Origin of the sequence: Mesorhizobium dulcispinae, assembly GCF_033977345.1 — a bacterium.
Taxonomy (GTDB): Bacteria; Pseudomonadota; Alphaproteobacteria; order Rhizobiales; family Rhizobiaceae; genus Mesorhizobium; species Mesorhizobium dulcispinae.
Window position 1 is genome coordinate 35,063 of the sequence record NZ_JAVIIY010000019.1, and the last position, 24,625, is coordinate 59,687.

Here is a 24,625-nt window from a genome sequence, read left to right on the forward strand (position 1 = left end):
CCGCGCCGCCAGGCGCACAACATCCCGCCGCTCGGCCTGCGGCCTCGCGGTGGGGCTTTTAAAGCCCAGACAAAGGAGAAAGACCCATGCAGCTTGCCCATATTTCCATCGACCAGTTGAGCGTTTCCGCCATCAACATGCGTCATTCAAGGCGCGCGCCAGACATATCCGACATCCTGCCGTCGGTCAGGGCGCGCGGCGTGCTCGTGCCGCTTCTGATCCGGCCCAATGGCGCGCCGGACAGCTTCGAAATCGTCGCCGGGCGGCGGCGTTATTTCGCAGCCAAAACGGTCGCCGACGAGCGCGGCGAGGCCGAACCGCTGCCCTGCGCCATCATGGAAGAAGGCGACGACGCCGATGCGCTGGAGGCTTCGCTCATCGAGAACATCGCCCGCCTCGACCCTGATGAAGTCTCGCAGTGGGAGACCTTTACGCGCCTGGTCAAGGAGGGGAGGGGCATCGCCGACATTGCCGCCACCTTCGGCCTCACCGAGCCTCAGGTGAAGCGCATTCTGGCGCTCGGCGACCTGTTGCCGAAGATACGCGAAGCCTATCGCCGCGAGGAGATCGACACCGAAACGGTGCGGCATCTCACCATGGCTTCCAAGGCGCAGCAGAAGGACTGGCTCGCGCTTTATGCCGACCCTGATCAACATGCGCCACGCGGCTGGCAATTGAAGCAATGGCTGTTCGGCGGCCAGTCGATTTCGACCAAGGTGGCGCTGTTTCCAATCGAGGACTATCCCGGCCTGATCGTCTCCGACCTGTTCGGCGAGGACAGCTATTTCGCCGATGCCAACCTGTTCTGGCAAAAGCAGAACGAGGGCATTGCCGCCAGGCGCGAGGCCTATCTGGAAGCCGGTTGGATCGACGTGGTCGCGCTCGAACCCGGCCAGTATTTCCATTCGTGGGACTACGAAAAGGCGCCGAAGAAGAAGGGCGGCAAGGTGATCATCACCGTCTCGCAGCGCGGCGAGGTGGAATGTCATGAGGGCTACCTGTCGCGCAAGGAAGCGCGCCGCGTCCGCGCAGAAGGCGAGTTTGGTGAGCAAGCCGAACCGCGTGCCAAACCGTCGCGTCCCGAGTTGAGCGGGCCGATGCAGAACTATGTCGATCTGCACCGTCACGCCGCCGTGCGCACCGCCTTGCTCGATCATCCGGGCGCAGCACTGCGCCTGATGGTGGCGCATGCGATTGTCGGCTCGAGCCTGTGGACGGTGCGTCCCGAACCGCAGCGCGCGGCCAACGAAACGGTGGCCGCCAGCATCGCCGCTTGCAAGGCCGAAGCGGCGTTTGCCGAGAAGCAACGCGAGGTTCTGAGCCTGCTCGGTTGTGTCGATGAGGATGGCCCGGTGACCGGTGGCAATGGCGACGACTTTGCGCTGGCCAGCGTCTTTGCCCGTCTGCTGGCACTCCCACACGACGATGTCCTGCGCGTCCTGGCGCTGGTCATGGCCGAGACGCTTTGCGCGGGCAGCGCGATTGTCGAAGCGCTCGGCAATCATCTTGGCCTCGACATGCGCGGCCATTGGCAGGCCGACGATGCCTTTTTCGAGCTGTTGCGCGACCGGCAAGTCGCCACCGAAATCCTCGCCGATGTCGGCGGCAGGCTCGTCGCCGATGGCAATTCTTCGCAGAAGCTGAAGACGCAAAAGAAGATCATTCGCGACTTCCTTTGCGGCGAGAACGGCAGGCAAAAAGTCGACGGCTGGCTGCCGCGCTGGATGGCATTCCCGGTGTCGAGCTACACGAACCGTGGCGGTTTGCGCACCGCCGATCAGTGGGCGAAGGTCCAGACGCTGTTCGTGTCGGAATGATCCTCGCATGGCGGACGGCGACGTTTTCTGGCGTCGCCGCTCGTGCGCCAACCGGGCAGCATTTATCGCTCGGCAAAGTCTCCTGCAGACCGCAGCGCCGGTCCGGTTTCAGCCGCGCGCACCGGCCGACAGCAGTTCGAAAACACCCGGACAGGTGGTGGCAATCTGGCGCTTTGTGCCTGGCACGATAGCGCTGGCACGGCGCTGGAGCGTCCGCAAACCTGTCCTCGGCCAACGTTCTGCCTGGCTACCGCGACCGCGTCTTCGCGACATCTCCTTTTGCTCGTGCGAGTACCATTCCCCTGCCGCTGGCTTGATGACCTATGGGCGGATCCGGCCCGCCCGAAACCCTCGGCCAGCAGCTTTTTTCCCCGCCGCCTGCGGCGGCTCCTCGCGCCCGCTTCGCTTCAAAAAAGCTGCCCGCTCGGGTCCTCCGCTGCCGCTGCGGCCCTCCGGGTTCAGCCGGCCCAGACGCGCCCATCACGGTCCGCCATCGCAGGGGAATGGTCCCCGGCGAGAGCAAAAGGAGACTTTCAAATGACCGCGATCGGATACGTTACCAAGCAGGACAATGGCGGCTACAAAGGCCAGCTCAAGACGCTCAGCGTCCGCGCCGACATCGCCATCGTGCCCAACCAGTCAAAGAGCGCCGACACCCATCCCGACTTTAGGGTGCTCACGCAAGGCGTGGAGGTCGGTGCCGGCTGGACCAGGATCGGCGAGGCATCCGGCAAGGACTATGTGAGCCTGTCGATCGCAGCACCGGAGTTCGGCCCGAGAAAACTCTACGCCAATCTCGGCCGCGCCGCCGGCCAGGATGACGACGACACCTTCGCCATCATCTGGAACCCGGCCGACTGACGCAACAGGCCCCCGCGCCACCGGCGCGGGGGCTCTTTCAGCCGAACTGAGCCAGCCCGCAGGGGCGGCGAAAACTCGCCGTTGACTCTTCGCCCGTCCCGCAAGCGCTTTTCCTTGCCGATCCTCCCCACCGTCTTCAGCCGACGAAACGAGGATCATCATGGACGACGAAAACGAACGCGCCGCCCGCGCCAAGAAGGGCAGTCCCTTCCTCAACACCGCGCAAGCCGCCTTCTATGTCGGGCTCTCTCAGCGGACTTTGGAAAAGATGCGGCTCAAAGGCGGCGGCCCGCAATTTCGCAAGCACGGCCGCTTCGTCCGCTACCACATCGACGAGCTCGACGCCTGGTCGAAAGGCCAGCCGAAGGGCTTTGACGCCGATGACAATCGCGCAGGCCAGCCATGATCGCGCGGCCTTCTCTTCATCTGATCGGCAGCCGGTTGCGGCGCGTTCGCGCGCGCAAGATGCTTGCCGCGGCATGCATCGGCCTTGGCCTGATCGGCTTCACCGCTTTCGTCAAGCCGACGCCCGTACTGGTCTGGAATGCCTCGGCCAGCGCGCCAATCGGGCTCTATGGCCTTGGCCTTGGTGCCGCTCGCGCCGGCGATTTCGTACTTGTCCGCTTGCCCAAAATGGCCGCTCACCTCGCCGACCAACGCGGCTATCTGCCTCGCAACGTGCCGCTGGTGAAGCGTATCGCCGCACTGCCGCACGAGCATGTCTGCGCCTTCAATGACGCCATCATCATCGGCGGCGAGATCGTGGCACGCCGCGTTCCGGTCGACACGCAAGGCCGAACCTTGCCTTGGTGGAACGAATGCCGGGCACTCGCCGGCGACGAAGTTTTCCTGATCAATAGCGAGGCTCCCGGCTCCTTCGACAGCCGGTATTTCGGGCCGGTGCCGGCCGCCAATATCGTTGGGAGGCTCGTGCCGCTATGGACCGAGTGACCCTCCTGATTTTGGGCATGGTGTCGATTGCACCATGCGCCTGTTCCGCCGCGACCGGCGCACAGCCGGCCGTCATCTCCCAAGGTCCGCAGCTGGCAAGATGGCAAGAGTTCGTTGCCGAGGCAAGCCTGCGCTTCAGTGTTCCACAGTCCTGGATTTATGCCGTCATGGATGCCGAAAGCCGTGGGCAGACCATGCTCAACGGTCGGCCGATCACTTCACGAGCCGGTGCGATTGGGCTGATGCAGGTGATGCCCGACACCTATGAGGAACTGCACGTCGAGCATGATCTCGGAGCCGATCCGCACGATCCGCGCGACAATATTCTGGCCGGTACAGCCTATCTGCGCGCCATGTATGATCGCTTCGGCTTTCCTGGGCTGTTCGCAGCCTACAACGCCGGGCCGGATCGATATGAGGCGCATCTGGAACGCGGCAAGCCGCTGCCGAGAGAGACAGTCTTGTATCTCGAACAGCTTAAGGCGGCGGGTGTTTCGGCGGTCGACATGGATCAGTTCAAGGGCAAATCTCGACCGCCAAAAGCGCCGAAAATCTCCTTAGGGCGCGAATTGTTTTTCCTGAGGGATGGCGTTTCGGCGGGCGGTTCGAGTGGCGGAATTCTGGTGCCGCTCGGGTCTCAGCCAGGTGGGTCAGCGCGGCCGGACGGCAGATGAGGGCAAGGTGCTGGGCGGGGCGGTGGGGGCACGCTATTGCCCTCCCTTGAACTAGCGCCAGATGGGCACCGGCCGCTACACGGTTTGGGCGCATCCGCGTGACGATCGTCTCGCGGCGCTGCGCCGCCAGTGCGGGATCGTAGCCGTTGACCTGGTGGGAGGGCGCAGGACCGGCTGGTCGCCGGATACGGACACGGCCCCGGTCGGGGCCGTGGGTTATCTCTCTCTGACTGCCCATTGTGGCACCGCCTCTGCGGCGTCAAGGACGAGCGGTCCCCCCAATTTTGCCGCCGGACGCTGAAGCGCCCGCCGACCAAATCGGCTCCCCCGCACGCCGCCTTGCGGTCGCTAAAGCGATCCTTGACCCCTCGATGCGCCGGTGCGGGCACCTTCCGTCAGAGAACGAAAGGAGATTTCCATGACACATCGCAAAATCGTCAGCATCGACGGCGGCAGTGCAGAATATTGGCGGCAGCGCAAGCTGGGCTTCCTGCTCATCCATGAGGCCGAGTGGGCGCTTTCGCGCCTGAATCGGGCGCCGATGTACCTCCACGGCGGCTATGACGAGAACGGCGACGTCATCGCCATCGAAAACCTGCGGCCATATGCCGACATGGAGGACGCGATCCGGGCGATCGAGGCGAACGAGACGGCCGTCAGCATCCTGGTCGCGCAACGCCGCACCAAGATCGGCGACCATGAGGTCAAGGCGGTGATCCGGGAGCTTAAGGATCGGGACCGCGACTAAAGTCGAGACGAGAGACGGCATCCGCCGCCTCTCGTCCTATGTCGCCACCGCGGAATTCCGATCGCGCGGCCGCATCTCGGCGGCGCGTTGCCCGCCGTTAGGCGCCGAGCTCGAAGTAGCGCATGGACGGAGGCAACAATCCGCCGTGAGCTTGGCTTATGTACGACTGAAATGAATCATGCCGTCTTTACTGCGATGGAGTTGGAATTGAGCAATTGATATTGATGAATTATTGCAGGTTGATGGGGTGTCTAATTGGTAAGGCAAGATAAAGGTACCGCCTCCATGAGGCGGTCAAGTCTTTGTCTGCACATCATTTTTCCAGGAGGCAGCCAGCAGCACCAGGAGGCTGCGGCGTGCAAGTCGCTGATTTTGCTGCAGTTACCTTAGAGGCTTGCATGACAGACGACGAGTTCAGGCCAAAGCTCGGCAAAATCGGGTCGCGGAGCTCGAAGGCAGGGAAGCGGTTTGCCGGTCAGCTTAGGGCCGCTGTCAACCGAGCCGGTGGCAAGTCCCGGCGCGGCAGTCATTTCATTGGAAGTCGGGTTGGGCGCGGAGGGGCGGCCGCCGCGCTGCTCAAGTCACGCGATCGCTACGCCGCCTTCCGGCAGCGACGGGTTGTGGTCAAGGCGCGGGTGGTCAAGCTGGCCGGCAAGGGTGCGGACGGAGCGCGTGCGCATCTGCGGTATCTCCAGCGCGACGGCGTCACCCGGCAAGGCGAGCCCAGCGAGCTCTACGGTCCTGACAGCGACCGGGTCGATGGCAAGGACTTCATCGATCGGGCGGACGGCGACCGGCATCAGTTCCGGTTCATCGTCGCGGCCGAAGACGGCATCGAGTATGAGGATCTCAAATCGCTGACCCGGCGCTTGATGGCCCAGATGGAAGAGGATCTCGGCACGGAGCTCGACTGGGTCGCCGTCGATCATTTCAACACCGGCCATCCGCATACGCACATCATCCTTCGCGGCAAGGACCACCGCGGCGAGAATCTTGTCATTGCGCGCGACTACATCTCCTCTGGTTTGCGCGAGCGGGCGGCCGAGTTGGTCAGCCTCGACCTCGGCCCGCGCACCGATCGCGAGATCGAGCAGCGCCTGCGCCAGGAGATGGAGCAAGAACGCTTCACCAGCATCGATCGCCAGCTGCTGCGAATGCGCGACAGCGATGGATTTGTCTCGCTGGACGGTCGCGACGCTTTTCGCCAGACCTTGCATCAAGGCCGGCTGCGCAAGCTCGAGCGCATGGGGCTTGCAGCGGAGATCGGCTCCGGCCGCTGGCGCCTGGACGATGAGCTCGAAGCAACGCTGCGTCACTTGGGCGAGCGCGGCGATATTATCAAGACCATGCATCGCGAACTGACCAGCAAGGGACTCGTGCGCAGTGCCGCCGATTGTGTTGTCTACGATGCGGGACAAAATGCCGGGCCTGTGGTCGGCCGCGTGATAGCGCGCGGGTTGGCAGACGAAATCAATGACCGGCATTACCTCATCGTCGGCGGTGTTGACGGCAGAAGTCATTTCATCGACATCGGCAAAGGGGTGGCCACCGAACCGATGCCCGACGGCTGTATCGTCCGCGTCACGCCTCGGAACACCGAGCCCAGACAGATCGACCGGACGATCGCCGACATCGCCGCGGCGAATGGCGGGCGCTACAACGTCGATATTCATCTGAAGCATGATCCGTCCGCAAGCGAACGGTTTGCCGAGACGCACGTCCGGCGGCTGGAGGCGATACGCCGAGCCACTGGGGGCGCGGAGCGCCAGTCGGACGGAACCTGGATGATCGCGCCGGATCACCTCAAGCGCGTCGCGGACTACGAGCGGCAGCGTGCCAAGGCTGAGCCTGTTGTAATCGACACGCTCTCGCCGATGCCGCTGGAAAAGCAGGTCGGCTTCGATGGCGCCACCTGGCTCGATCGGGAACTGGTTTCGAATGAACCGACGGCCTTGCGCGAATCCGGCTTTGGCCGCGAGGTGCGGGAGGCGCAAACGCGACGGCGGCAGTGGCTCATTGCTCAAGGACTCGCGCACGAAGAGCAGGACCGGATCGTCTATCGCGCCAACATGATTTCCATCCTGCGCCAGCGCGAGCTCAATCGCGTCGCAGGCCAACTGTCAGTCGAACTTGGCCTGCCCTATGCCGAAGCTCAGTCTGGTGACCGAATAGATGGCACGCTTCGTCGATCCGTCGACCTTGCCGGCGGGAAGTATGCCGTCATTGAAAAGTCGCGCGAGTTCACCCTCGTACCGTGGCGGCCCGTGCTTGATCGTCATGTCGGAAAGGAGGTTTCCGGGATCATACGGAGAGAGGGGATTTCTTGGACCATCGGGCTGAAAAGGAGCGGCCCGAGTGTTTCGTGACACGCAAATCGTTGCTCAGTCGAGAGGAGGATGCACGTTGTCTGGCCACAGAGCTAAATGACTGATGAGGCAACATTATCATTCGTTTTGTTGCGCCGACAGGCTGTGCGTTTTGATGCGAAAATTGTAGCACAAAGCGCACCGCCCCTTTACCCTCGAAAGCATGATTCGCCTCGATCCCGCGACCGCCAATCCGTCCGCGCCGCCGGCCGTCCCGGGCTGGGCTCTCGCCGCCGACATCGCGTCTAGCGACGCCGATGCCGCCTTCCAGGCCGGCGCCGCCCTGGCTTCGCTTGATACGCTTGCCCGCGCGCAGCCTGCTTGGTCCGGCGCCTGGCGTCAGCGGCTGGCGCTCAAATGCGCCGCGGCCAGCATGCGGCTCGCCGGCCGTGTGGAGGATGCGGCCGCCTTGCGCGACGCCTGGTATCTGCGCCCCGCCGGCGCTGATCCCGGTCCCGCCGGCGCCGTGTTTGGCGCCTGGCGGCAGCTGGCGATTCACCCGCCCGCCGTCAGCGCCGATCGGCTCGAAAAGACCGTCGACCAGCTGGGGCTCCATTGGGACAGCGCGGCGCTCGCCGACCTCTGCACGCAGATCGATAAGCTGGCGGTATCCCAGCGGCCCGCGCCGTTCGCCGCCGCGGCGATCGCCGCCCACGTCGTCACCATGCGGCCCGACACCGAGCTTTTGGCCTGGTGGCTTGCCGACCTGGTGCTGGCGCAAAGCCTCCGCTGGCCCCTGCCGCTGCCGCTGTTGATTGCGGAGGCTTTTGGCCCGGCCTTCCGCACAGAGGCCGGTGGCAAGCGCATCCGACCCGACGAAAAAGGTTTTGAGCGCGCGGTCTGCGTTGCGCTGGTTCATGCAGCAGCAGATGCCTGCCGGCTGGCCTGCGAACTGGCGCGCCGCGCTGAAAGACTCCTGGCGGTGGCGCCAAAACTGCGCGCCAAAGGCGCCGGCGACGTGATTTTTTTGCTCCTGAATGAAGATGCCGTCGCCGGATCGCTTGTGACGAAGAACCTGTCGCGCTTTGCGGCGCGACGGCTGTTCGAACGCCTGCAACACCTCGATGCCGTGCGCGAGCTGTCGGGCCGCACCAGCTTCCGGCTTTTTGGGCTGTAGCGCGATGAGCCAAGCCTCCGTCCGCCGCAAGCCAAACGATCAGCCGGCGCTGCTGGACACCGAGCTTGAGCACCTGCCGCCGGAACTGCGCTGGCGCGAATGGATGGGCCGGGTCGAAGCGGTGATCTTTGCGGCAAATGAACCGGTGCCGCGCGAGGTGCTGGCGCGGGTGGTGGGAAAAAACTGCAATCTCGAGCTGGTCATCGACGACATCCGCGCCGAGCTCGCCGGCCGCCCTTATGAGCTGGTGTCGGTCGCCGGCGGCTGGCAACACCGGACCAAAAAGGTCTTTGGCGACGCCATCCACGCCGCCTTCGGCCAGCAGGGCGCCGACGGGTCGAAAGAACTGTCGCAGTCGGAGGCGCTCGTGCTGATGTGCATTGCCTATTTTCCAGCCGATCACGCGTGGTGAGCTGTCGTCCTTCTTCGGCAAGGAAGTGTCGCGCGACCTGATCGGCGTCCTGCGCGCGCAGGACCTCATCGCCTCGGGGCCGCGCAGCCCGCAGCCGGGCGCACCCTACACCTATGTGACGACCAAGACTTTTCTCTCGCAGTTCGGGCTCGACACGCTGCGGCAGCTGCCAGATTTCGAGGCGCTCGAGGATGCTGGCCTTCTCAGCAAGGAGAAACTTCTAGCGAGCGCTATTGGGGCTGCGTCAGATGTAATGCTGTTCGACAACGATGATCTGATCTGAGCCTAAACGTGTCGCTTCTGGCCGCAACCCAAATCCCGAAACCCGCTGACGAACAGGCTTTCGAGCGCGCCAGCGTCGTGGTCTGGCGCGGCCTGCTCGACGACCCCAACATCCAGCGAAACGGCCGGCGTGGCCAGCGGCAAAATGGCGTGGACCTGTTCGGCGTTCGCAATGGCGACCCCACGCACGCCGTTGGAATCCAGTGCAAGCTCAAAGGGGACGGCCAGGTCCTGACCGAGGACGAAGTCCGCGACGAGGTGAAAAAGGCGCTGACCTTCAAGCCCGCGCTCAAAGAGTACTTCATCATCACCACCTCTCCCGACGACGTCACCCTGCAGGAGCTGGCGCGGGAGCTCGCGGTCGAGCAAAAGACCAATGGCCGGTCCATCCTGATCTATGTCTGGGGCTGGAACACGCTTGAGGAACGCATCAGCGAGGACGCGGCGGCCAGGAAGCAATTCGATCCCGACTATGGCGCCTTCAGCGAGAAGGTGTTGGAAGGTGTCGAGGAGATCGCGCTTGTTCAGTCCGATATCAAGGGCCGTCTCGATACTGGGCTGGCGCAGATCCAAACCCAATTGGCTCGCTTCGAGACGTCACGTTATGTCGGTGCAGGCGACGCAACGGCGAGCAGCGAAGCCCTGGAAGCCCAGCTCGATGCCGATATCGATGCCTTTCGCGACCTTGCCAACAGCGGCAAACCCCGCACCGCACCTGGCCTGCTGGAACAATTGCTGGCGCGCGTTGCCTCGTCCGCCTCCGGACGCATCCTGTTTCGCATCAAGGCCAATATCGGCTCGTGCCTGTTGGCACTCGGCAATGAGGAAGGCGCCGCACGATTTCTGTCGGAGGCCTTCGATCACGCGCCGGCAGAACCAAAGGCCATTGCGAACAAAGCCTTGTCGCTTTTGTTGCGCGGCCAGGGGCCGGAACTTTTGCAATGGGGCAGGGCAGAGCTGGCGGCCGATCCGACGAATGAGGGCCTGGCCGGCTACATGGTCCAGGCCGCGCGTTTTGACCCGACCATCGAGGATCCCCTCAATATTGTCCCCGAGGGCCTCAAAGGCTCGGTCGCCGTTGCCGTGGGACGGATCGACGTGCTTCGCCAGCGCGGACGAATGCCGCAGTGGTGGGAGGTTGCGCGCGCAGCCAGGCTTGCTCATCCCGACGATCGCCATGTTCGCCAGTTTGCCGCCGAAGCCGATCTCGACGAAATCGTGCGCGACCCTGCTTTTCAGCGCGACCAGCTGCTTTCGCCGTCGCAGCTAGAAAAAATCACTGCTGCGGCCGGGTTGTTGGAGGCGCAGTGGAACGAGGTTCGTGCATCGGAAGGGACGCCGCGGCCAGAAGATGCCGCGCTGTGTTGCAATCTAATCCTTGCCTATCACGCGCTTGACGATCTGCCCGCCGCGTTGAAGGTCGCGCGCGAGGGCATGGCGGCTCTGCCGGACGATGCAGCACTTGCAAGCCGGGCCGCCTTTGTGGCGCTTGAAGCCGATGACGATGCGCTCGCCCAACAGGCGCTCCCGCGCCTTGCACCTGGCCCCGATGCAACGGTTCTGAATTTTCGCTATCACGTGGCGCGCAGCGACTGGGCTGAGATCGTGCGCCTGTGGCGCACTGGCGAGGCGCGCATGTTCCAGCCGTCGAAAAGGTCCTGGTCGCCACAGCCGGGCAACTGGCCGAGCTCAAACTTGCCTCGCCGCCAGACCTTCCAGAACGGCTCGGAGCGATTGCGCTTGAGGTGGCTGGCGATCCGCGCGCCAGCGTGCTGGTGGCGGAGTTTGCGACAAGGCAAGGACTCGAAGAGGTCGCAAACAATGCGTACCGGGCGGCTTTGTCGAGCATCGACGAAGACAGCCACATCGCATCGCGGCTGATGGTGGCAAGGCTCGCCTCCAATCGGGGCGAAGCGGGCATTGTCGCCGACCTGCTCGATGGCCATGTGGCCGAAGATCACGATCACGAACTGCTGCGGGTGCTTGCCAGGGCCTTTGTCAATGACAGCCCGATCCGGCAGCGCGCCATCCGCTTTTTCGACAGGCTTCCCGCGGCCGTCAAACAGAACGCGTTCTACCTTCATGCGGAAGGGTTGCTGCATTTCAATCGCGGCGCCCTGAAACAGGCCGAGGGCTGCCTGCGTCGCGCGATCGATGTCAGCCCCGATCTGACGAACCATCTGGCGCTCTTTGCAACGCTGCGCCGAGCCAACCGGGAAGAGGAGATCAAACCGCTACTGGCGAAGCTCGACCTTTCAGCCGTCCAGGGCAGCCCCGGCCAAAAAATGTTCCTGGCGCAACAGCTCTTTGCCTCCGGCATGGCGAAGCAGGCGCTGTCTTTCGGCTACGACGTGCTGGAAGCTGCCATGAACGATCCCGAGGCGGCGCTGCGTTATTTTGGCTTGATGATGCTCGACCCAGATGGCCGCCACACGCCGCGCCCGGGCAGCGTCGGTCCCGACATGTGGGTTCGCCTTGAAGACGAGCACGGCCGCTCCTATGCATTTTTGATCACCGAGACCGCTGACCGGCCAGCGGATGGGGTCGTCAAAGTGGATCACTCCATCGCCGCCGCAGCCCTGGGTCGCCGCGTGGGTGACAGCTTCACTGTCAAGGCCGCCTACGGACCCGACACCACATGGCGGGTGATGGAGATCAAGCACAAATATCTCCATGCGCTCCATGATGTGATGGCGAACTTCCAAACCCGGTTTCCCGATGCCCAGGGCTTCTACACCATCCACATGAAGGGGGATGATGTTCAGCCGGCGCTGGACGACGTGCGGCGGGTCTCGGAAAGCAATCGCAAGCTCGCCGATCTCTACCTGCTGCAGCATATGCCGATGGCGATGGTGGCAGCACGGCTTGGACGCGACAGCGTCGGCTTTGCCGATTATGTGCGCTCGCTCGGTCACGACATCGAAACCTGCATCGGCAACGTCCCCGAGCAGGAGACTGCCAGGCAGGTCCTTGTTCACCATCGGGCAGCCGGCGCCGTCCTAGACACCTATACGGCCTGGACGGCGGCGACTATGGACATCCTCGACGTGCTCAGAGCGGTTTGCGGCAAGCTGGCGGTCCCGCGCTCGACCATGGACGAGCTGCAGAGCCTGCGCGCGCCCGACGATCTCGGCGCAAAAGGTCGCTCGATGACAATTGCCTGGCACAATGGGCAATTTGTTCGGCAGATGCTGACACGCAAGGATGTCCGGGCCCGCGAGAGGTTCATTGCCGAACAGCTGACCAAGATCGAGAGAGCCTGTGACGTCCTGCCAGCGGCGGCTCCAGACGCGCCCTCCGAACTGGCCGCCATGCTCACCGATACTTTCGGCACGGATGTGCTCGATGCCGCCGACCTCGCCGCCACCGGCTATGTGCTTCTTTCGGAAGATATGTTTTACCGTCAGATGGCGGAAGCGGCCGCGGGGTCGAACGCCAGGGGCGTTTGCTTGCAATCGGTGCTGACCTTTGCGCGCCAGGCTCATCTGATTGACGAAGAACGCCATGCGGCGGCCTTGGTCAAGCTTGCCTGGCGAAGGCACAGTCACGTGTCGCTGGATGGCGACACGCTGTTTCGGACGTGGCTGGCTGACAAGAGCGATGACCTCGCCGATTTCGCGGCGCTTGCCGATTATGTCGGCACAAGCAATGCTGAAATACGCTCGCATGCCAAGGTAGCGCTGTTGTTCTTGAACCGGGCCTGGCAGGACGCCCAAACGCCCAGCCTCAAGGTGATGCGCGCGACCGGGATCCTGCTTGAGAAGCTTTTGCGGTTTCGCACCGAGGACTGGGCCCTGACACTAGCCTTGATTGCCAACACGGATCTGGTCGCCTTGCAAGCCTATGTCGAGCGTTGGGTGGTCCATCATTTCCTTGATCTTGCCGCGCTGCGGCACGCGCAAGATATCGTTCGGGCAGCGCGCGCCCGCAACCGGGTCATCGCCTCGGTCGCGCGCTCCAGGATGGCCCTTGTCACAAGCAACTGGCCGCTAAAGGGACGAGCCGTCCCCCGTAGTCATCGACAAGCCGTTGGACAGCCGGCGCAACGACCTTGATCAGGCGCCTTTCACGTCGAAGCCGAGGAAGCGAAGCGCCTTCGCCATGCGCCCGTTCATCGGTGGGCATTCCTGAGGCTTGATCGTGCCATAGAGCTCGAGCGCCGAAAAATAGCCAAACAGGGCGATCCTGCGCGAAGGGTGGTAGAGGATGTCATGGAGTCGCTCGATAAAATCGCCTGGCCCGTGCGTAAAATAGGTTAGCGAAAGCTTTACATGATCGAGCTGCTCACCGTTTCTGGCCCAGAATGCAGCGGGCAGGTTCTGCTGGCCGCCCTTGACGAAGCGCAGCTGCTCGACAAAGGCATGCAGTGACATCAAACCTGTGGTGATCTGGTCCTTGCTGGCAGCCTCGATCGCTTCGGGCGTGCCAAATGTTTCGCCGACTGTTTCCAGCCACTGCTCATAGACCTCAGGGACCCGGCTGTCCGCGGCCTGGACCCATTCGTGAGCAAGTGAAAGGATCAGCGCCTTGCGGTCGTCGGCATTGCGAAGCGGCGCCGTTTGCCAAGCCTCGTCGCCGATGACATGCGAGAGCCGGACATAATTCAGGAATCGGTTGGCCTCGTTCATCAGACCGACCCCGGCTAGCTCGGGGCGGCGCAGCTTGTTCTGCTCAAGGATGCCTGCCACCTCAAGGAAGGCTGGACGATATTGCTCGTAAACCTCACGCCGAAGCGTCTCGAGGAAGACACGTTCCTTGGGCTGGCCGAGACTGCCAACATGGATGTTGGGCGGCTCGGCCCGCCCAACGGCGTCCTCGATCTCGCGCTCGTCGTTCGGCGTTCGCTTGCGCAGGTCGTGGCAGGCGGCGGCAAAGGAAACGAGCTTGGCTTGGGTCAGAACCTGGGCGGCCTCCCAGAGTTCGACAAAAAGCGCACGGATCTCTTCGATAGCGTCCGCGTCCTCCTCACGGTCCAGGCAGATGACGCCTTCGCGGTTGGCACGCAAGCCGCCGTCGGTAAGGTTCGACGAGCCGAGGAGTGCGGCCTTGTCGAACACGAAGATCTTGGCGTGGAATCGTCGCGTCAGATAGCGGATGGCCAGACTTGGGATGCCGAACAGCGACTGCAAGGCTTCCGGGCTAGTGGCCTGATTGAGACCGACAAGCAACTGAACCTTCTTGCCTGCCTTCGCGGCCTCCAGGATGGGCGTGGCTTCGGTAAAATAGGGCGCTGCCAGGTGGAGCGCGCTTGAGCCCGCGACAAGCTTCGAGAACGGATTGAACACGAAATCCTTTGCGGTGCCATTCGAGTAGATTCGGCTCATGCCCCCTCCGTTCCATCTGCTCACTCAAAATTTCTCGACCCGAGGCGGTCTGCTGGAAAAGGGCACGGATGACGACCGCTGATAGCCATCATTGCAGCCAAGACCTCAATCCTATGTTCGGGTTTTTGTCTCAAACGCAGCGTAGATAAACGCTCCAGAAACGGATCACGATTCCACGAACCGGTACACAGTTGCCAAGGCTGTGGTCTAGATCCCAGTGGATTGACATGGGAGCACAATGGTTGGCGTTTCGTATCCTCTCAGTTTGGCAAAACTGACCGGCAATTGGTGTGCGCGCAGAGGTGAGCAGCCGGAATGTCAAAAAGATCCCGTCTATCCCGAGCCACTCGTGCAATCCGAAATGCCGATGGCACTGCTATGACAAGTCTTGCGCTTGGACCTATACGAGACGCACTGCCCTGGTCGCTTCGTATCATCTACACGGCTTGAGCAGTGCCGAAAGTTGCCGGCGAAGCCCGGGCATCGAAATTGCACTGATGACCCCGTGACGGAAGGTTCTTGCGTCTAGTATAGAGGGACGGGTCGCCCTTCAAATCCACGGGCAGGAACAGCAGGTTGCCGCACGATGAAATCGACCAGCAAAACCATCTATTTCACGATGCTGGAGTTGGAAAACATCCGCTCGTTTGCTGGCCAGCAGCGGCTGGACCTGCGTGATCCCAAAGGTCGCCCCGCCCAATGGACTTTGATCCTTGGCGACAACGGCGTCGGCAAAACCACCATTCTTCAATGCCTGACCCGAATGCGGCCTCAATATAACGAGCTTGACGGTGAACCGTCCGAGCAGATGCCGCGGCCTATCGAGCCCGAGCTCGCCCAGGAAGAGGACAACGCCGTGCTGAAGGCGCTGGCGCGGTCGGGCACGGACGCCGACGCCTCACTGACAGCCGAACTTGAAACCGGAGCGCGTTTCGGCGGCACCGCCAGGGCAAAACGTCGGTTGATCTCGACGCACATGACAATTCGTCGGAAAAAGGGACGTATCATCGACGTCGAGGCTGGTGGCGAATGCGAGACAAGGGTTGAGCCTTTGGTGCTCGCTTACGGCGCTGGTCGCCATCGGGGGGTTGGAAATCTCGAAAAACTGTCGGAGGCTGGCTCGACGGCGTCCCTGTTCGACGCTGCGGCCGAACTGTTCGATACAGAAGAGACGCTCTATCGGCTCGATTATATTCAGCTGAAAGAGAAGGGACCGCGCAAAAAGATCGCCAGCCACAAACTCAAAGGCCTCAAGGCGCTGCTTGCCGAGATACTGCCGTATATCGATAGTCCTGAGGACATTGACATTCGCGGGCCCCGCCTGCCCGGGTCGAAGGACGACAATGGCGGCGTCTGGGTCAAGACGCCGTTCGGCACGGTCCCCATAGCGGATCTAAGTCTCGGCTACCAAACTGTCATGGCCTGGACGTCCGATATCGCGTGGCGGCTTCTCAACCACTATCCCGAGAGCCCGAACCCGTTGCTCGAACCTGCCATCGTTATCGTCGACGAAATCGACCTTCATCTTCACCCGCAGTGGCAACGAACCATTCGGGAACATCTGACCAAGCATTTCCCGGCGGTGCAGTTCATAGCGACCGCGCACAGCCCGCTGATGGCCCAGGATGCCCTGGATACTAACCTGGCGGTTATTCGCGATATCGATGGCCAGGCGACCATTGTAAGCGATCCTGCCGTGGTTAAGACTTGGAGGCTGGACCAAATCATCACCAGCGAACTCTTCGGGCTGAGTTCGGCAAGGGGACCAGACGTTGAGCGCGCGATGAGCCGAAGGGTGGAACTGTCTCAGAAGAAGGTTTTGTCCGCGACCGAGAAAGCCGAACTGAGCGCCCTTGACAGGTTTGCGCACGGGCTGCCGACTGCGGAAGGCGACGACCAGAAGGCGATGGACATCATCCGACAGGCCGCAGACAGGCTTTCGCGGCAAACCGCATCATGATCCTGATCAGGAAACCTGAAGCTGCTCCCGCCAGGCTGGCGCAGGGTGCTGCGCTGGTAACCGGCTACAACGCTGATTTCCTGGCAAGGCGGCCCGACTATGAAAGCGGCTCGGTCAGCTTCGACATTGAGACGAATATCTACGGCCACCAAAGCGTCAAAGCCGTTCTGAGAACTGCCCAGCTGAAAAAATGCTGCTTTTGTGAAGGAATTTTCGAGGCCCACGCTGCGGCGGACGTCGAACACTATCGGCCAAAAAAATATAGCCAGCAAGCCGTCAAGAGACCCAGGGTCTATCCCGGTTATTACTGGTTGGCTTATAGCTGGGACAACCTCTTCTATTGCTGCCAGGTCTGCAATCGCAGCCACAAGAAGAATTTCTTCCCACTTCGCAATCCGAATGCGCGGGCGCGCAATCACCTGGAAGACATCGCCGCCGAGGAGCCGCTTCTCCTCAATCCTTCGGGGCCTGCAAATCCGCGCGATCATATCAAATTCAGGCAAGACGTCGCAGTCGGCGTCACCGAAGCCGGCGACGCCACCGTCAGGGTTGTCGGTCTCAACCGCAACGATCTGTCTGAGGAGCGGCTGGGGATCGTTCAGCGACTGGTTGCACTTAAAGACATCGTCAAGACGCTCGAGCTATCGGCAGACGCAGAGGCACAGAGGCTCGTCACAAGCGCCCGGGAACAACTGGATCGCGCCAAGTTGCCGGAGGCGAGATACAGCGCGATGGCTTCAGATTTAATCGATGGAACTGGCGTTCCCTGATCCGCGCCCGTCGATCAGCCATTGGACGAAATGACGGCCCCGTTCCGTCAGAGCGGGTGACGACCCAAGATCGGAAACCATCGCGATCTCCTCCGCGATTTGGCCGCGTCGCTTCGCAACATAGTGATGCTGGTCGAAGCCGAGTCCGCTTTCGCTGGCCGCGCCCAGCCATTCGTCGATGGCGCGAAAGACATAGAGGCCGTGCATAAGACCTCGGACGGGGCGATCCTTCTGCTGCCAGGGAGAGAAACCTGTGGCCTGCGCGTTGCGAATGAGCGGCACTGCCTGCTCGACAAGCGTCAACTGCAAATGCATTGCCTCGTGCAAGATCGATTCGGCCAGGCGCAAGGCGGCGTTGTTTTCGGCAATCGGCAAGGAGACGAAGATCGAAAAAGGTAAGTCCGGATCGGAATGGCTGATATCGTAGCCTGGGCCGGGACTGACGAGATAATGAACCGAACGGACCATGAGCGCGATTGTTTCGAGAAGGCCCGGCTGTCGATCGAGCCAGGTCAGCGCTTCCGTGAACAGCGAGCACTCATCAAAGGTTGGACTGTCCGATCGGAAACTGAGGTCCAGGGCTTCGTACCGGGAACGAACGTTCGCCGGCAGAGCCTCGGCGTGCGCATACCTTGCGCCAATCGCGAACCGATGTATCACCAATCGCTCGGCAAGGGGATCGGCCGTAAGCCATCGCGCCGTGCCATAGGAAAAGGCGTCGAGAACCTGGCCTTCCCTCAACCAGAAATCGCTTACGAGACGCCTCGCCAACGCCGGAAAAAAGGCGGAGCCGCCTTGCCGCCGGGCCTGCGTCAGAAAGTCGTCAGTGTGCCGGTCGATCTGCATAAAAGGAATAGACCAATGTGTATCGCTCCCCGCCATGCATCCGGGAGACGGCGTGATGAGAATCCTGGCTGATTTCAAAGCCGACGGCTGAACCGCTTAACGGCCGCAGGATCTTGTGGACGTCGTTGGCGTCAAAGCTGTTGAACAGCATGAAGAAGCCGCCATCGTTATCGGTAAGGCCTTGATTGAGCTGCACCGTGAGGCGATGCGTCTCGTGACCTTCAAGATAGTCGTTGTGGATGCCGATGCGCTGCCCGGCCAACAGCTTGTGAGCGACCAGGTCGGTCTTGTCAGTCAGCCTGCAGCCCAACGTCGTCTCGACGAGCCCACGCAAATGAGCCAGGCATTCCGGTGACACGAGCCACGCCAGTGACCCTGGCATGTCAGCCTCGAAAAGGCTGAACTCATACTGCTCATAAAAGTCGGTCTCTACCAGGCGCCAGGGCGCCTCGCTTTCGAGCCAGCGCAGAAGTTCGTTCTCAAGTGGCGGTGGAACGAACTGCTCCGCCAGGAAATACGGAAATGGCTTGTCTGTCTGTTCGACAATACGAAGCGTGATCGGCATCAAGTCGAGCATGGATTGCATTTGCGATATGTCTAGCGATTGTGTCGGTGATAGGTCCGGTCATACGCGGCTCTGCCATGCGGCGCCTCGTCGTTGCGGACCTCCTCAATGAGGCGCATCAGCGCGGCGCTGCTGAAGGCCCTCAGGCCGACCTCGCCTTTCGACTCGGCTGTAACGATCGGCGACGCATCAGCCATTTCATCTTGGCGCATTGGGTCGATCCTTGTCATGCGGCGTCACCATCGGCGAGCCTGATAGCGTTTCGCATGTTGGCGATCAAAAGACGCTGATCGGCACAAAACACCGTTGGATTGTCGAAACCGCGTTTGGCGCTCCATCGGTGTGCCACCATGCCTCCGCCGCAGATCGCCAGGTCCGGGCACATCTTGCAAAGGCTCGAGGTCGGGCGTTGTTGGCGCCAGTAGTCCTCGAACGAGGCGCTTGCCAGAACGCCCGACAATTCGTCGCGCAGGATCGACCAGGGCCGCTCGAACCGGTCGGCCGACGCATGCGCGACCTTGAGCGTATCGTTCTTGGATATGCGGCCGTCAGGTTCGACCACCAGAATACCGTAGTCGGTTTCTCCCACGCCTTCCTTGTAGGACTTCCCGCCAAGCAGCAGGCGAAGCATGTCATCGAGGATGCGCACGCGCGGCGGCGCGGGATCAGCCAGGTACTCGGCCATCAGGCCTGACAGCCATTCGCCATACTCGGTCGAATCGGCAGAGGCCTTTCCAAAGGGCAGCGAGTCCCAGTTGCCATCGCGAACCAGGAAGTCGAGGCCCGGTGCTCCTGTCTCTTTAAGGCAGGAGTAGACCTCGGACGGTTTGCTCGCCGGATCGACGACCGCGAGCACGCCGGCGAAAAGTGGCCGTGCGTCGTCGCGGCGCTGCAGCCTTTCAATTCCGGCCACGACCCGAGCGTGGGTGGCCTGCTGCCGATGATCCTTGCGGAAGCGATCATGCACGGCAGCAGGTCCATCGATGCTGACCGAGACGCCGACGCCGAATTCAACCAGAACGTCTATGATCGGATCACTCAGCAGGATGCCATTGGTCTGTACGTGAATTCCGCACGAGGCGGACAGGGCGTTCCTGAGCGTCCGGCAAAGGTCCGAAAGCCGCTCTACACCGAGCATCAGCGGCTCGCCGCCGTGCAATACGATGTTGAAGGGATCCCCTTGCCGTTCGAGCTGGGTCCGAAGGGAGGCTGCCACGCTCTCGACCACGGCAGGCGACATCAGCTTTGGCTGCTCGCGCCAGCCCTCGTCGCCCATATGGTAGACATAGCAGTAGGAGCAATCCATGTTGCAACGACTTGCGACTTTCAGCAGGATCGTATCAAGCCGCCTGCCGGTCGTGGCTGGCTGGTTCACCGGTTGTGCCGATTATGAGTGCGATTGTAGTGAGTCGCGCAAAAAACCTTGTCGTCGGCCGCTACCTCTTCCATCAGGCGCTTCAGCGCAGCGCTGTTGACCTCGAGTTCGATCGGGGCGGATTTCGTTTCGATCTGTTTTGTTTCCATGAGAGTCTCCTTCGAGCTTTAACGGCCACGATAGCACAACTCCGACCAAGAAGCGATACCGATTGCCCATAATAAGAAATCGGCGAACTGTCCAGAAATTATCGGCAAATCCGCAAGTTCGACTGATCAAAGGAGGCATAATGGAAATGTTTCTGGATCTCTCATTATAAATAATAGGGTTATATTAAGTCAATCGTAGAATAAATGATCAAAAACTGAAAATATATCAAAAATAATAGCTTACAATAAGGTCGGTATACGTCAATTGACGGCTTGTTCGCTCTAGCGCACGGCTGCTGATGGTTCCCCATTGGTCATGAGGTCTTTAAGGAGGGGGGCCATGGTGGGCAGGGGGCATCCGAAGATGATCCGGCTTGTCGGCAGCCAGCTGCTTTGCAACGCGACGACCCAGTAACGAACGGCATTCTCGCCCTCGATCCGAAAGCCGAAAATCGGCCCCCCGCTCATGCCTTTTATGTCGGTGACCGGAAGATCATTCCCGAGTTGGGCAACGAAGCGCGGATATGTTGTCTGGGGCGTTCCTTCAGGCGGGTTTTCGTGACGCATCACCCAAAACAGGGAGGGGGAAACAGATGCAGTCCCGGAGGAATCAACGGCAGGCGAGGTTAGTTGCTGTGGCAGACCAAGCATCGCGTAGCCGTCAAACAGCACTTCATGCTGGTGAATCCATTGCTTCTCGTCGAGCGCAATCGTGCCGTTCAGTGCCAGAAGGTTGGTGTAGTAAGGGCGTAAAGGTATGGCTCCGAAGTCGAGCCCTTGTTGTTTGTCATCCACGATGTAGAAGCGCTCGTTCCTGACATCGAATGGAACGGGCTTGTCGCTTACCTGGTCCTGCGAGAACGTGTCGGCGAGAACGACATCGATGATCTCGATCCTGTCGTCTTCAAGCTTTTCCTGGAGGTCGGCCAGCACATGGCCCGCAGTCAGGAAGCATGTGGCTCCCGAGATTTCGATCAGGGTTCCATTATAGGCGGCAAACAACGGAGATTGATCTTCGGACGAATTCCGAAGTCTATACGTTACACAAATCGCCAAGAGATGGCGACCAAAGAAATCGGAAAGATTGCTGTTGGGTCGACCAGGCGCGGTGTCCATCTGGGCCATCCGAATCGAGTAACTGTTCCTCGGTGCCGGATGAGTCTGCATGATCGATCACTACAAGGCAAACCAGGCGGAGGCCGCGCCAAACAGTTCCTCTCCGTTTAACCGCTAGAGCATGATTGAGGGCAATGGACGGCCTTGAGGGAGGTCAACCTGTTCGGTGATGGTGAAGCGCTCCTCCATTCGCAGTTTGCAAGCGAGATTGAGGCCCCCCGCCAAATGTCGGGAGGTGAAGGAAACGTCGATCAACCGGCCCATGCCTAGATTTCGTTAAAGACGCTCCCAGCTGCTCTTAGCAGAAGAGCAGTGCAATCTGTTGTCCAGGAAAAGTTGCTGACGACCGCCAAGGCGTTAACCAATTGGCGCGCATGCGCCACAACCTCAAAATCGCCGCTTCAATGCTGATTGGCTAATTTAGATCACAAAGATTTGATTGGCTGAAATCCAGCTTCCATTTGCGGTCCACTTCAATTGTATGCCTGTCTAAAGAAACCTGAGCATACAAATGGGGGGTTCCATGACGTTTGTAGTTGCGTGGGTTTCGGGAAAGAAGGAAATCACTTACCGCGATCAGTCCAGCGCGGAAGTCACAAGGAAGGATGGCAGTCGGTCCTGGCGTAACAACAATCCGGGCAATATCGCCCGAGGATCGTTTTCCGAGGCGCATGGCTCCATCGGCGACGATGGCAAATTCGGTATCTTCCCGGACGAACAAACCGGCTCGGCGGCGATCGTCGCGCTCTTCACGGGCGGCTCTTACAAGAACCTTTCCATCCGCGACGCCTTCTATCGTTACGCGCCGCCGGGCGACAACAACGATACCGAAGCCTACATCGCTGCGGTGACCGCCGCCGTCAAAGTTTTGCCGAGCACGATCGTGAGCTCCTTGTCCGCAGCCCAGCTCGACGAGCTGGCAGGCGCCATCAAGGTTCATGAAGGGTGGCGCGTTGGAACGCAGACCGGCGGCGCCGCAACGCAGCACATGGTCGCGAGCGCGATGAGCGCAGGTGGCACGGTCCAGAAACTGATCGATCTCGGGTCCGACGCCGATTCATGCCAGGAGATCCGGGCCAAGGCACGCCAGGCGATGGTGCAGATCTATGGCAAGCCGACAAGCCACAACGCCTGCGCCTGCACGCTCAGCCTCTTCCTGCAATCCGCCGGATTTGGTCCTGCCAAGATCATCTTTGGCGCCGGCGCATTGGCGCAATACCTGCAGCAAAATGGTTGGCCGAAAGTCAGCGTCGGCAATCAGCAGGCAGGCGACGTCGGGGTCTGCCGTGACGATGACAAGAAGACGGCCGGCGCCGATCACATATTCCTGGTCGTCAAGCGGGTCGACAGCGACCAGATGTGGATCGCCGACAACCAGGAGAGTTTTGCGCCGCATTTGCGATTTGCTTCCGGCAAGGGCGGCAAGACCCCTGTCGACTACTTCCTCCGCTACGCAAGCCATTCGCTTCTTACGACCTCCGTCACCGATCAAGCTGCGAGGCTCGACGAGATCGTGACGTCGGATGAGGAGACGGACGGCCTCGTGGTCATTTCGACGAGCAAGGCAACCCTCTCGTCACCAACTGATGCGTCGCCCGGTCGTTTCACCGACGCACGATAGCGGCTGCCTGCCGATCCTGATTGTCAACCTGTGGAGGATTTCATGGCGCTCGAACCCGACGTTCATGCCCAGCTACAGGCGCAAATCGATCGCGAACTCGCCGCGTGGAACGATGCCCAGCGCAAACAGTCCATGCGCTATCGGGCGGCGAAGGAGGCTGCGACGACGCTCGAGGCCGATTTTCATCTGGAGCAGAAACACCTGCTGGCTATCGGCGACTCGTGGTTCGACTACCCGATCGAAGGCAACAACCCGTTATCGGGTCCCTCTGACGTCAAGGTCCAGCTGCAGGCGATCTGCAGCCCTTCTCCCATCATCTACTCGACCGCGCACCGCGGCGATGCTTCGACCGACGAGATGAGCTTGCCGAAGCAGGAGCGTATTCTGCAATTGCTGATAGACAAGTCCAACTGGCCCAATGGCAAGCCGGACGCCATCATTGTGTCGGCGGGCGGCAATGATGTCGCCGGCAACAACTTCTGCATTTTCCTCGATTACAACGATGGGACAGCCATTGGCTTGAACGCCCAGCGATTTGCTGGCGTTCTTGCTATTATAAAGTCGAGCTATCTCGCTCTGTTTTCCTTGCGCGACCGGCATGCGCCGGGCGTGCCGATCTATGCCCATTGCTATGATTTCCCGACCCTCAACGGCGTTGGCGCGCCGTGCGGATACGGGCCATGGCTGAAACCGTCCCTGGATTTCTGCAATTGGCCCGCAGGTCCCGGCAAGGTGATCGTTCATGATGCCCTGGTTCAGTTCAAGGCCGTGCTCGACGGTCTGGCCGCCGACCAGGCGAACAAATTTCACGTCGTACCGACGCAAGGCACGCTCAATGGCGCCCATTGGGCAAACGAGCTGCATCCGGACCCGACCGGGTTCAAAATGATCGCTCAGAAATTCGCGACTGCTCTGGCCATGGCTCAGCTGTCACCTGAGGCGGCACTGGAATTGGTCTCAGCATCCGCGGACGTCGCGAAGGTTGCTGCCACGGCCAAAAGCAAGTCGCACAAGGGAAAAGCCAAGGCGGCCGGTGGCAGGTGAGATATCGGATTCGTCCAACGCAAACGTCGCGCTATTGCGAGGGATTCAGGCGCTCGCGCCCCATACGCTGCCGACCTACGACCTTCTTCTTGCGGCCGGCTTCTTGGCGGGTACGGCGGCAGCCTTTCGACCAAGCCCCGATGCTTTTGCCAAGGCCGATCGCTGAGCGGCATAGTTGGGCGCGACCATCGGGTAGTCGCTGGCAAGGTTCCATCTTGCCCGATATTCCTCTGGCGTAAGTCCAAAGTGAACGCCCAGGTGCCGCTTGAGAGATTTGAACTTCCTGCCGTCTTGGAGGCAAACGATGTAGTCCGGAAAAACGGACCGCTTCGGATTGACCGCTGGCACCAATTCGGGTTCGGGCGGCACCACCGGCTGCTCGATCCCCTTCAAAGCCAGGTTCACGCTGGCGATCAAATCAGGCAGGCTTGCAGCAGGTGTCGGATTGTTCTGCACATAGGCTGCAACGATATCGGCCGTCAAAGCCAGCAAGTCAGCGCTCTCGTGCTTCGCTGAAATCTCAGACTCAGACATGTTTGCTTCCGATCTGCGCGCTGGCGCTTCCGTTTTCGATGACTAAGGACAGGTTCAACCGTAGCCAGCAAGGGCATTGGTCCTGTCCGGCCC

At 61.1% G+C, this 24,625-nt stretch carries 22 protein-coding genes and 1 pseudogene; 15 read left to right on the top strand and 8 right to left on the bottom strand.

Annotated elements, in window-relative coordinates; genetic code table 11:
• Positions 1 to 86: 86 nt before the first annotated feature.
• The 11 genes and pseudogenes from RFN30_RS27935 (at position 87) to RFN30_RS32340 (ending at position 13,283) form a co-directional block, all read left to right on the top strand.
• A complete protein-coding gene (locus RFN30_RS27935) occupies positions 87 to 1,817 on the top strand; it encodes a ParB/RepB/Spo0J family partition protein (protein ID WP_320265287.1) in 1,731 nt (576 codons plus the stop codon).
• A 537-nt stretch (positions 1,818 to 2,354) separates the two neighbouring features.
• A complete protein-coding gene (locus RFN30_RS27940; protein ID WP_320236964.1) occupies positions 2,355 to 2,678 on the top strand; it encodes a DUF736 domain-containing protein in 324 nt (107 codons plus the stop codon).
• Positions 2,679 to 2,838: 160 nt separating this feature from the next.
• On the top strand, positions 2,839 to 3,084 hold the full coding sequence (locus tag RFN30_RS27945) for a helix-turn-helix transcriptional regulator (protein WP_320222788.1): 246 nt from the start codon (positions 2,839 to 2,841) through the stop codon (positions 3,082 to 3,084).
• A complete protein-coding gene (locus tag RFN30_RS27950; RefSeq protein WP_320265288.1) occupies positions 3,081 to 3,629 on the top strand; it encodes a S26 family signal peptidase in 549 nt (182 codons plus the stop codon). The genes RFN30_RS27945 and RFN30_RS27950 overlap by 4 nt, the downstream gene beginning before the upstream one ends.
• Positions 3,617 to 4,303 (top strand): lytic transglycosylase domain-containing protein, encoded by a 687-nt coding sequence (locus tag RFN30_RS27955; RefSeq protein ID WP_320265289.1) that lies wholly within the window; start codon positions 3,617 to 3,619, stop codon positions 4,301 to 4,303. Before RFN30_RS27950 ends, RFN30_RS27955 begins: the two co-directional genes overlap by 13 nt.
• Positions 4,304 to 4,721: 418 nt before the next feature.
• Positions 4,722 to 5,051 carry a hypothetical protein gene (locus RFN30_RS27960; RefSeq protein WP_320265290.1) on the top strand — a complete coding sequence of 110 codons (330 nt, stop codon included), beginning with the start codon at positions 4,722 to 4,724 and terminating at the stop codon, positions 5,049 to 5,051.
• A gap of 398 nt (positions 5,052 to 5,449) precedes the next feature.
• Positions 5,450 to 7,417, top strand: a complete 1,968-nt coding sequence (rlxS, locus tag RFN30_RS27965) for a relaxase/mobilization nuclease RlxS (RefSeq protein WP_320265291.1) — start codon at positions 5,450 to 5,452, stop codon at positions 7,415 to 7,417.
• Positions 7,418 to 7,580: 163 nt separating this feature from the next.
• Positions 7,581 to 8,534 (top strand): DUF1403 family protein, encoded by a 954-nt coding sequence (locus RFN30_RS27970; protein WP_320265292.1) that lies wholly within the window; start codon positions 7,581 to 7,583, stop codon positions 8,532 to 8,534.
• Positions 8,535 to 8,538: 4 nt separating this feature from the next.
• A pseudogene (gene scpB / locus RFN30_RS27975) lies at positions 8,539 to 9,229 on the top strand (SMC-Scp complex subunit ScpB).
• An 8-nt stretch (positions 9,230 to 9,237) separates the two neighbouring features.
• Positions 9,238 to 11,109, top strand: a complete 1,872-nt coding sequence (locus tag RFN30_RS32335; RefSeq protein WP_347349920.1) for a hypothetical protein — start codon at positions 9,238 to 9,240, stop codon at positions 11,107 to 11,109.
• A 968-nt stretch (positions 11,110 to 12,077) separates the two neighbouring features.
• Positions 12,078 to 13,283 carry a PIN domain-containing protein gene (locus RFN30_RS32340; RefSeq protein WP_347349921.1) on the top strand — a complete coding sequence of 402 codons (1,206 nt, stop codon included), beginning with the start codon at positions 12,078 to 12,080 and terminating at the stop codon, positions 13,281 to 13,283.
• Here the strand turns inward: RFN30_RS32340 and RFN30_RS27985 are convergent, their stop codons facing one another.
• Positions 13,284 to 14,552, bottom strand: coding sequence for a phospholipase D-like domain-containing protein (locus RFN30_RS27985; RefSeq protein WP_320265294.1), 1,269 nt, complete (start codon positions 14,550 to 14,552; stop codon positions 13,284 to 13,286).
• A 586-nt stretch (positions 14,553 to 15,138) separates the two neighbouring features.
• Here RFN30_RS27985 and RFN30_RS27990 point away from each other — a divergent pair.
• The gene (locus RFN30_RS27990) at positions 15,139 to 16,512 is read left to right on the top strand and encodes an AAA family ATPase (protein ID WP_320265295.1); all 1,374 of its coding nucleotides are present in this window, start codon (positions 15,139 to 15,141) and stop codon (positions 16,510 to 16,512) included.
• Positions 16,509 to 17,282 carry an HNH endonuclease family protein gene (locus RFN30_RS27995; protein WP_320265296.1) on the top strand — a complete coding sequence of 258 codons (774 nt, stop codon included), beginning with the start codon at positions 16,509 to 16,511 and terminating at the stop codon, positions 17,280 to 17,282. Before RFN30_RS27990 ends, RFN30_RS27995 begins: the two co-directional genes overlap by 4 nt.
• On the opposite strand, the gene RFN30_RS28000 is transcribed toward RFN30_RS27995, so the two are convergent.
• The 6 genes from RFN30_RS28000 to RFN30_RS28025 form a co-directional block, all read right to left on the bottom strand.
• Positions 17,256 to 18,128: an aKG-HExxH-type peptide beta-hydroxylase gene (locus tag RFN30_RS28000; RefSeq protein WP_320265297.1), complete on the bottom strand. Its 873-nt coding sequence runs from the start codon at positions 18,126 to 18,128 to the stop codon at positions 17,256 to 17,258. The two genes, RFN30_RS27995 and RFN30_RS28000, sit on opposite strands and share 27 nt — an antisense overlap.
• Positions 18,106 to 18,714, bottom strand: a complete 609-nt coding sequence (yhhC, locus tag RFN30_RS28005) for a cyclophane-containing peptide 2OG-Fe(II) oxygenase YhhC (RefSeq protein ID WP_320265298.1) — start codon at positions 18,712 to 18,714, stop codon at positions 18,106 to 18,108. Before yhhC ends, RFN30_RS28000 begins: the two co-directional genes overlap by 23 nt.
• 11 nt (positions 18,715 to 18,725) lie before the next feature.
• On the bottom strand, positions 18,726 to 18,923 hold the full coding sequence (yhhA, locus tag RFN30_RS28010; protein ID WP_320265299.1) for a YhhA family cyclophane-containing RiPP: 198 nt from the start codon (positions 18,921 to 18,923) through the stop codon (positions 18,726 to 18,728).
• Positions 18,920 to 20,068, bottom strand: a complete 1,149-nt coding sequence (gene yhhB, locus RFN30_RS28015) for a cyclophane-forming radical SAM/SPASM peptide maturase YhhB (protein WP_320265300.1) — start codon at positions 20,066 to 20,068, stop codon at positions 18,920 to 18,922. The genes yhhA (RFN30_RS28010) and yhhB overlap by 4 nt, the downstream gene beginning before the upstream one ends.
• Entirely contained in the window at positions 20,065 to 20,217 is a 153-nt protein-coding gene (gene yhhA / locus RFN30_RS28020) for a YhhA family cyclophane-containing RiPP (protein WP_320265301.1), read from the bottom strand. Before yhhA (RFN30_RS28020) ends, yhhB begins: the two co-directional genes overlap by 4 nt.
• Before the next feature lie 282 nt (positions 20,218 to 20,499).
• Positions 20,500 to 21,333, bottom strand: coding sequence for a hypothetical protein (locus RFN30_RS28025; protein ID WP_320265302.1), 834 nt, complete (start codon positions 21,331 to 21,333; stop codon positions 20,500 to 20,502).
• A 523-nt stretch (positions 21,334 to 21,856) separates the two neighbouring features.
• On the opposite strand from RFN30_RS28025, the gene RFN30_RS28030 reads away from it, so the two are divergent.
• Both RFN30_RS28030 and RFN30_RS28035 read left to right on the top strand, forming a co-directional pair.
• Positions 21,857 to 22,954 (top strand): hypothetical protein, encoded by a 1,098-nt coding sequence (locus RFN30_RS28030; RefSeq protein WP_320265303.1) that lies wholly within the window; start codon positions 21,857 to 21,859, stop codon positions 22,952 to 22,954.
• Positions 22,955 to 22,996: 42 nt separating this feature from the next.
• Positions 22,997 to 23,998, top strand: a complete 1,002-nt coding sequence (locus RFN30_RS28035) for an SGNH/GDSL hydrolase family protein (RefSeq protein ID WP_320265304.1) — start codon at positions 22,997 to 22,999, stop codon at positions 23,996 to 23,998.
• Between the two features lie 75 nt (positions 23,999 to 24,073).
• Here the strand turns inward: RFN30_RS28035 and RFN30_RS28040 are convergent, their stop codons facing one another.
• Entirely contained in the window at positions 24,074 to 24,532 is a 459-nt protein-coding gene (locus RFN30_RS28040) for a Ros/MucR family transcriptional regulator (RefSeq protein WP_320265305.1), read from the bottom strand.
• Positions 24,533 to 24,625: the final 93 nt, after the last annotated feature.